Here is an 8,054-nt window from a genome sequence, read left to right on the forward strand (position 1 = left end):
CCGCTGCATTTACTAAAAGCTAAAAGCTAAAAGCTATTTCGTCATATTTCTTTCCCTTTCCATTTACCACTACGCAAATACCAGAAACTCATCCCAAAGATGATGGTCCAGTAAATGAAATCGGCTCCCCATGCCCATTGCAACTGGCTGTGCATTCTTTCAATCACAATATCACAATAAAGGAGGTAGCCAATTACCGCGGCGATTTCTGTGATCAGATTCATACGCGTATTGCCGGTGCCTATCACCCCACTCATCACCACCGCCGCTACGGCCATCAAAATGGTACTCAGGGTAATAATGCGTATAGACGGGATAGCGGCCGTTATCAGGTCGGCATTACTGGTATAAATATGGAGTAACGTGTAGGGAAACAGGTTCACAAGTATGCACACCGTAGCCGAGCAAGCCAAACTAATCAGCACAATTTTACGGATAACGGTAAACACCAGCTCCGACCGGCCCTGTCCAATAATATTACTCACCATTGTATTACAGGCCGCTGCCAGCGCCCACGTAAATATGCCGAAGAACCCGAAAATACTACGGAGCATATTGGACACTGCCAGTGGTCTTTCTCCCAGATGTTCAATAAATATGAAGAAAACAAACCAGCTGCCTATACTAAACAGAAACTGCACAATCAGTGGAGCTGATACATTCAGGATGTTTTTAACAATACTCCAATTCAGGCGGAGATACCTGAACAAACTATATTCCAGGTGATAACGCCGGATGAATAAAATAGAGAAAGCCACGCCACAACCAGTTACTTCTGCTATCACAGAGGCGGTAGCAGCGCCATTCAACCCCATGGCCACAAAGCCCAGCTTACCAAAAATGAGGGCGTAGTCAAAGAAGATGTTCACCATTTCCTGGAAAAGAGAAGTGACAGCCAATACTTTAGAATGTCCGCTGCCAATATAAAACGCATTGGCCATGTTCAGCAACATCAGAAATGGGAGCCCCCAGATACGGATACGTATAAACGAAACAGCCGCTTCATAGATATGGTGGTCATGCAAACTTTTCGAAAAGAACCAGGGCGCCGCCAGCAAGGTTAATAAAATAGCCAGCAGGGAGAAGAAAACGCCCACCTGTATCCCATTGGAAAAAAGTTGGCCGATCCCGGCATATTGACCCTGTCCTGCTCTGCGGGCTATCAACACCTGCATCCCGTTATTAAGACCATAAGCAATCATGTACATCACCAGATAATAGATCCCCGCGATGCCGTTGGCCGCCAGTTCAAACTCCCCCAGGCGCCCAAGGAAGGCCGTATTGGTAATGTGATTGATCTGTGGGATAATGAGCGCCAGACATATAGGTCCTGCTATTTTTATAATCTGCCGCGTCGTAACTTCCAGTTGCATGAATCTTTTGCTGATTGAGGGTGTAAAAACAAAGATATAGCTATATGTTGATCATCTGTTCCATATAAAACAACAAAACGCCCTCACCAATTAACTAAAAAGGTTATTATTGTAGTTCATTTGAAAGGTAAAATATGCCCGTGGCTTATAACATCCATCCTGCATTTACAGTAGACGATGAAACCCTGCTGGAAACTGACCTCACTGCCTGTTATTTATTAGTACTGGTGGGAAGCGGAACATTTAGTTATGTAGTGTATGATCCGGTTGCTAAGAAATTTCTGGCATTGAAATCCTATCATTTTACTCCCCGGAAGATGGCCCTGGCCGATCTGGAAATGATAGAGAACGTGTTTGACACAGACAAGCTGCTGTTTACAGCCTTTAAATCTATACTACTGGCCTTTAATACCGGTAATGGTGTATTAGTGCCCCACCAGTATTATATGCCGTCTATGAAAAAGGATTATCTGCACCTGGCTATGCCAGAGAAAGTGCAGGAGGCGATCCTGTCAGATTTGCTGCCGGGATTGCCCATGGTGAATATTTACAGTGTGGATAAGGATTTGCTGGGATTTTTACGGAAGGAATTCTCTACTGATCTGGTGATCCATGCCAATTCAGCCCTGCTACAATCCTATCCAATGGACCTGGATTTTAATGCAGCAAACGGAATCGCCTTTGTAGAAGTGGAGCAACACACCTTTATGGTGACCGTATACGTAGGTGGTAAACTCCTCATTCAACAGGAGTCGGACTACCAAACAGGATTGGATGTGGTGTATACCGTGGTGAATATCCTGCGTCAGCTGGACCTGGATGAACAACTCGTAAAGGTAAAGCTGGGAGGAGTCATAGCCACAGATGCAGGCGTATACCAGGAAATGTACAAATTCATTCCTCACCTGGAATGGATACAACGACTACCGGGTTTCAACTACATTACTAAAATGCAGGAAATACCGGGTTATTATTTTCATAATTTATATGCGTTAGCGCTATGCGTATAATCGGAGGAGCTAGTGGAGGCAGAAAAATACAACCACCTGCAAAAATGCCACATACCCGCCCTACAACAGATTTAGCAAAGGGTGGGTTGTTCAATATCATTGAGAACAATCTGGATATTCCATCTTTAAAAACACTTGATATTTTTGGGGGAACAGGAAGTATCAGCTACGAGCTGGCTTCCAGAGGTGCAACGGATATGACGGTCGTGGAGAAAGATCCGGCGATGGCCGCTTTCATCAGTAAAACAGCCCTTGGCTTAGGGATTACTACCCTGAAAACGGTAAAAATGGACGTTTTTAAGTACCTGCAGCAATGCACGGAAAAATTTGATCTGATTTTTGCGGACCCACCTTATATGATGGATACACTGGACCAACTGCCTTTACTGGTATTTGAGAAAGAGCTGTTGAATCCGGAAGGCTGGCTGATAGTAGAACATACACAACACAAAAAATTCCAGGACTATTCTTATTATCGTTCTGAAAGAAATTATGGTGCTACGGTTTTCTCTATTTTTATTAACCGGGAAGCATTAAAACGCTGACAGATAATTTATACATCATGAGGATTTGTTTATTCCCTGGCACATTCGATCCCATAACCCTGGGGCATACGGATGTCATTAACCGTGGACTGGATTTGTTTGATCGCCTGGTGATCGGCATTGGTGTAAACAGCAGCAAAACGCCTATGTTTGCACTGGAAGAGCGGATGGCCTGGATCCGTGAAATTTATAAAGATGATCCGCGGGTAGAAGTGGCTTCCTATTCCGGTCTCACAATTGACTTTTGTAAAAAACTGGATGCCCGTTTTATTCTGCGGGGGATCCGTTATGTAAGTGATTTTGAATACGAAAAGGCGATTGCAGACGTAAACCGCACCGTGGCCCCGGGCATTGAAACTATTTTTTTAACTACGGTACCACAGTATTCAAGCATCGCTTCCACCCTGGTAAGGGATATTTACCGTTATGGGGGAGATGTATCACCTTTTCTGCCGGCAGCTGTATTAGAAGGTATTAAGCGCGTTAAGCAATAATTTCTTTAAAGTAATTGATATGAAAACGATCTGGTATTCCACCAAAATTTCACTGGACCAGCTGAATGAAATGGGAGGAACGACGATGGCAACCTGCCTGGGGATGGAATTCACAGAAATAGGGCCGGATTATCTTAAAATGATGATGCCGGTAGATCACAGAACGGTGCAGCCTTACGGACTATTGCACGGTGGTGCTTCTGCAGCACTCGCGGAAACGGTAGGTAGTATGGCGTCGGGATTAATTATTGATCCGGAAAAACAGATTTGTGTGGGAATGGAAATTAATGCCAATCACGTACGGGGCGTTAGAAGTGGGTATGTACATGCATGCGCCCGTCCTTTGCATATTGGCGCCAACAGCCATGTATGGGATATCCGCATTACAGACGATCAGCATAAACTGGTATGTGTAAGCCGGCTTACAGTAGCCATCCTGGCTAAACGATAACCAGTTTAGCAGGAATTTGGTCGGTTTTTTCCATTGTAAGCAATGATCAGCTGTTTATTTCTATTTTATAAAATAAACAGCTGACAACTACTACAGATTAGAAGCCCTGAATACTTCCCTGATATTTTCGTAGGAAAACTTAAGATACTTGTCTACGTTTTCCGGTTTAATCCATTCCAGATCCTGTATATCTTCTTCTATTTGCGGCACAGTTAACTCAGTGCCGGTAAACAGCATCCGGTACCAATGGGTATGTTTCAACACCTTTTTGTTTTTCATAGGGTAATAATGATACGTTTCCGTGATCTTATTTTCCAGTGAAACGGTGTGTAAGCCTGTTTCTTCAGCTACCTCACGCAGGGCACAGGTTTCCAGGTCTTCTCCCGGATCCTGTTTACCTTTCGGTAAATCCCATTTACCTCTGCGAAACATCATCAGCACTTCTCCGGCAGGATTGGTAATTAAGCCACCAGCTGCCACCAGTACGGTAAAGTGAAGGGATACTTTTTTAAAGAGTTGCTTTACATCCGGTGCAATAAAAACCGCTGCTTCCTTTTTCCCATCTTCCAGTTTTTGCAGTACGCTTTCCATTTTTATAGTATCTGGATTGTCGTACACCTTTGCTTTTGCAAAGAGCGCCGGAATACTGGTCGTATCAGCACTCAGTAGGAGTGGCCGCTCGTTGAGATAGATAGTAATAGTTGCTTGCATGCCGCAAATGTAACGAGGATAGGAATAAGTAGATAAAAAACGGGGCGGAAATTTGAATTGATAAGATAACTAACAGAAGCTTTTAAACGCTGGTATGTTTCGGTAATAGCGAAGAAGTGACAAGTGCAAAATATTTCGGAAGAAAAACTCCTTTCTGGTAGCGATTTTTCTTTTTTACTGAATTAGTCAATGACTAGTTTACTAGTAAAATAGTAGAAATAAACTACTTTTGGCGGTTGTATGAGTAAAGTAAGCGAAAAACAAGTTGCAGAAAAGTTACTGCAGGTGCAGGCCGTAAAGTTAAGTCCTGCACAGCCTTTTACATGGGCTTCCGGCTGGAAATCGCCGATATATTGCGATAACAGGAAGATTTTATCTTACCCGTACGTGCGCGACTATATTAAATCGGAATTGTGCAACCTGGTGTTTGAAACTTTTCCGGATGCAGCAGTTATTGCAGGAGTGGCTACAGCAGGTATTCCACATGGTGCACTGGTGGCTGATCAGCTGAAACTGCCTTTTATTTATGTAAGGTCCAAGCCTAAAGAACATGGCATGGGTAACCAGATCGAAGGGGTATTACAGCCAGGCCAATCTGTAGTGGTGGTAGAAGATCTTATTTCTACCGGTAAGAGCAGTCTGGAAGCGGTGCAGGCGATTCGTGCAGCAGGTGGAGAAGTGGTAGGTATGGTGTCCATCTTTAACTATGGTTTCGATGTGGCGGTGAAAGCTTTTGAAGCGGTAGGCGTTCCATTCTATTCTCTGAGTAACTATAGCGCTATGATTGCGCTGGCAGAGGAAAAGGGAATTGTTTCTGCAGATGAAATAGCCACTTTGCAGGCCTGGAGAAGTGCGCCGGATCAGTGGGGCCGATAGTTCATAATTGTATATCACATTTTTTGTATATTCGGGTATTAATATTACAACTATGCGTATCCTAAAATTAGTAATGTTGTTCCTGGTAGCCAGTGTAGGTATGGCTATGGCCCAGCAGAAACAGAAGTCGATTGAAACGGTAAAGATCAGCACGCCAACTGTGCAGTGTGAATCCTGCAAGACCCGTATTGAAAGATATATGTCTCACGAGGAAGGAGTACAGTCTGTGAAAGTTGATTTCAAGAAGCATATCACTACAGTTAAATACTGGACAGACCGTACAAACGTGGAGAATATCAAGACTGGTATCGCCAATGCAGGATATGATGCAGATAATATCACTGCCAATCCTGAGTCTTATGCAAAACTGCCTACCTGCTGCAAAAAACCGGAAGATGGTGGTGGCATGGCCAAGGAAAAGAAAAACTAATATTGCGATAGCCTTTAGCAGTTGATTTGCCGTTAAAAACCGGACGAATAACAGCTAAAGGCTATTTTAAAATAGCAGACCCGGTTCAGAAGAAATAGCCCCAAGCGGGAACCCTGGACTAAAATTGTCGCTAACATTTAAAGCTATCGTCATTCCCATCCTGTTCAACCCGCTGAAACATCATCTCGCCGAACTTCAGCAAACGCTTTTGCTTATAAATCCATCAGACATCAATTTTCACTTGCTGGCCCTTGGCGGTTCACAAATGGATATGTATGCCGGCCACCTTAGTACCGACACTATTTTCAGGGAAATAAGGGAACAATTACAGCGGGCAGGTGTGCACAACCGCTCAGATTATGAAGCTTTTCTCGCACACAGGGATCATTATGCTACGCTGGTATTATCGGATACCTCCAGGTGGATATTACGGTTGGCAGCGGATAAATCCTGCTACATACACCTGCATCCGGGCCGGTACAGTCCTCATACCTTTCGCGTAAAAGCGTCTGCCCTCAAAACGGCGCTGGCGTGGTGGGTGACAAAGCAGCATCATTTACTGACAGGAGATTTGCAAACAGACCTCCATCAGTTAAGAAAAGGCTTAGGGCTGCCTCCGCTAAAAAATATAAGCGAAAGCAATCACATCCTGAAAATAATGTCTTTGTTGGATGATACGGGATCAGAAGAAATTTAAGGCTTGTTTAGTTTCGCACTTGATGGGGAAGGGCAGAAAAATGCCTCCTTTACCCACCTTGCAATTACCGGTGGCTTTAATGGTCACTTCTTTATTGGAAAATGCACTCAACGCATTTTTAAATACGTTTCCCATATTTACCTCCAGTTTCACCGGGAAATAAAAAGTATCTCTGGCGGGGATGGCAATAGTGGTATCCTGTAGAGAATGGCCGACTTCGGTATCGTCAATAAATAAGTCAAAGTTGGCATCTTTTAATTGCAGCCGAAAATTGTTTGGGTTATAATATGCCAGGGTCATCCGTACTATACTTTTACTCATACCAATCTCATCCAAATCGATGCCGGCTACTCTCACAAATTGAATATCCTTCGTTTTTTCGCAAGAGCTTGCTACTCCCCAAATCATAAAAACCGCCACTAACAATCGGAAAACTTTCATCGGCTGCCCAGGTATTTAATTTATGTCAAACCTACAGCAAAGGTTTTAGTTATCAAAAACAGGCTGTCTGAATTGGGAAACTTTTAACGGAGAGATTTTTTGGGCTCGGGGATAGGCGGTTAATGAATAAATCATAAAACACATATAAATAAAATCGTTTTTTAAAAAAATATATTATCTTCGTGATTCCTCCTCTGTTCGCTAAAAATGAACAAAAAAGCGACTAATTTCTTTAGTATTTTTGCATTTCGGTAACTTTTATGGAAAGTAGTAACGTGCTAATTAATTTAGCATATGATTAATAATCCTATGAATTGCTAATCATCTACTTAAAGTTAATTGTTAAGTATTTATGTATAAGTGATTGTCAGGTGAAGCAAACGAATTTCCTACACCAGGCTTAAAATTTTGACATTATGACAGAGAATGCAGGAGAGAAGGTATTACTGATTGAATCTCAGTATTTTCCACCAATTGATGCATATAGAACTTTAGTAACGCACGACATATTACAGATTGAGAAATATGAGCACTACCAAAAGCTCAGTTACAGGAACCGTTGTTACGTTGCCGGTCCAAATGGCCGGATGATTTTAAGTGTGCCTTTGGCGAGAGGGAAAAATCAGCGGACTGTTATGAAAGATGTCCGGATCAGTAATGAAGAGAAATGGCAGGGCCTGCATTGGAAAACGCTCGTGTCTGCTTATAGGCGTTCCCCCTGGTTTGAATATTATGAGGCAGACCTGCAGGAACTATTTGAAAAACCATTCGATTTTTTATTGGACTGGAACATTGCCTGCTTTGAATGGATGAATAGCAAACTCGGCATTAATATACCGGTGACCTTCACAGAAAGTTATCAGAAAGAAGTCAGTGGTGTAACCGATGCCCGGGAAAGCATCCTGCCGGGCGCTGTACCCGAAAACGAAACACCGGAATATACACAGGTATTCCAGGAGCGTACCGGGTTCATTCCTGGTCTGAGCATACTGGACTTGCTTTTTTGCGAAGGAAAACAGGCCACAA

The 8,054-nt window shown here is 43.2% G+C and carries 11 protein-coding genes; 8 read left to right on the forward strand and 3 right to left on the reverse strand.

Annotation, left to right across the window (positions count from 1 at the left end; translation table 11 throughout):
- Window positions 1–41: 41 nt before the first annotated feature.
- Window positions 42–1,373, reverse strand: coding sequence for an MATE family efflux transporter (locus tag VIP81_RS31550; protein WP_331971527.1), 1,332 nt, complete (start codon window positions 1,371–1,373; stop codon window positions 42–44).
- A gap of 140 nt (window positions 1,374–1,513) precedes the next feature.
- On the opposite strand from VIP81_RS31550, the gene VIP81_RS31555 reads away from it, so the two are divergent.
- Genes VIP81_RS31555 through VIP81_RS31570 form a run of 4 tightly spaced genes read left to right on the forward strand, consistent with a single transcriptional unit; the run spans window position 1,514 to window position 3,873 of the window.
- On the forward strand, window positions 1,514–2,383 hold the full coding sequence (locus tag VIP81_RS31555; RefSeq protein WP_331971530.1) for a DUF3822 family protein: 870 nt from the start codon (window positions 1,514–1,516) through the stop codon (window positions 2,381–2,383).
- Window positions 2,374–2,928, forward strand: coding sequence for an RsmD family RNA methyltransferase (locus VIP81_RS31560; protein WP_331971533.1), 555 nt, complete (start codon window positions 2,374–2,376; stop codon window positions 2,926–2,928). The genes VIP81_RS31555 and VIP81_RS31560 overlap by 10 nt, the downstream gene beginning before the upstream one ends.
- Before the next feature lie 17 nt (window positions 2,929–2,945).
- A complete protein-coding gene (gene coaD, locus VIP81_RS31565; RefSeq protein ID WP_331971536.1) occupies window positions 2,946–3,422 on the forward strand; it encodes a pantetheine-phosphate adenylyltransferase in 477 nt (158 codons plus the stop codon).
- Between the two features lie 19 nt (window positions 3,423–3,441).
- Window positions 3,442–3,873, forward strand: a complete 432-nt coding sequence (locus VIP81_RS31570) for a hotdog fold thioesterase (RefSeq protein WP_331971539.1) — start codon at window positions 3,442–3,444, stop codon at window positions 3,871–3,873.
- Between the two features lie 90 nt (window positions 3,874–3,963).
- Here the strand turns inward: VIP81_RS31570 and VIP81_RS31575 are convergent, their stop codons facing one another.
- Window positions 3,964–4,584 (reverse strand): NUDIX hydrolase, encoded by a 621-nt coding sequence (locus VIP81_RS31575; protein ID WP_331971542.1) that lies wholly within the window; start codon window positions 4,582–4,584, stop codon window positions 3,964–3,966.
- 240 nt (window positions 4,585–4,824) lie between these two features.
- Here VIP81_RS31575 and pyrE point away from each other — a divergent pair, with 240 nt between their 5' ends.
- From pyrE to VIP81_RS31590, 3 genes are all read left to right on the forward strand, one after another.
- A complete protein-coding gene (gene pyrE, locus VIP81_RS31580) occupies window positions 4,825–5,460 on the forward strand; it encodes an orotate phosphoribosyltransferase (protein ID WP_331971545.1) in 636 nt (211 codons plus the stop codon).
- A 52-nt stretch (window positions 5,461–5,512) separates the two neighbouring features.
- Complete coding sequence (locus VIP81_RS31585) at window positions 5,513–5,890, forward strand: heavy metal-associated domain-containing protein (protein WP_331971548.1); 378 nt, start codon at window positions 5,513–5,515, stop codon at window positions 5,888–5,890.
- Between the two features lie 124 nt (window positions 5,891–6,014).
- On the forward strand, window positions 6,015–6,587 hold the full coding sequence (locus VIP81_RS31590; protein ID WP_331971551.1) for a hypothetical protein: 573 nt from the start codon (window positions 6,015–6,017) through the stop codon (window positions 6,585–6,587).
- Here the strand turns inward: VIP81_RS31590 and VIP81_RS31595 are convergent.
- Window positions 6,573–7,028 (reverse strand): LEA type 2 family protein, encoded by a 456-nt coding sequence (locus VIP81_RS31595; protein WP_331971554.1) that lies wholly within the window; start codon window positions 7,026–7,028, stop codon window positions 6,573–6,575. The two genes, VIP81_RS31590 and VIP81_RS31595, sit on opposite strands and share 15 nt — an antisense overlap.
- Before the next feature lie 416 nt (window positions 7,029–7,444).
- Here VIP81_RS31595 and VIP81_RS31600 point away from each other — a divergent pair.
- Window positions 7,445–8,054, forward strand: a 610-nt coding sequence (locus VIP81_RS31600; RefSeq protein WP_331971557.1) for a WbqC family protein, incomplete at its 3' end; no start/stop codon positions are given.

This window comes from Chitinophaga sp., from assembly GCF_036566945.1.
Taxonomy (GTDB): Bacteria; Bacteroidota; Bacteroidia; order Chitinophagales; family Chitinophagaceae; genus Chitinophaga.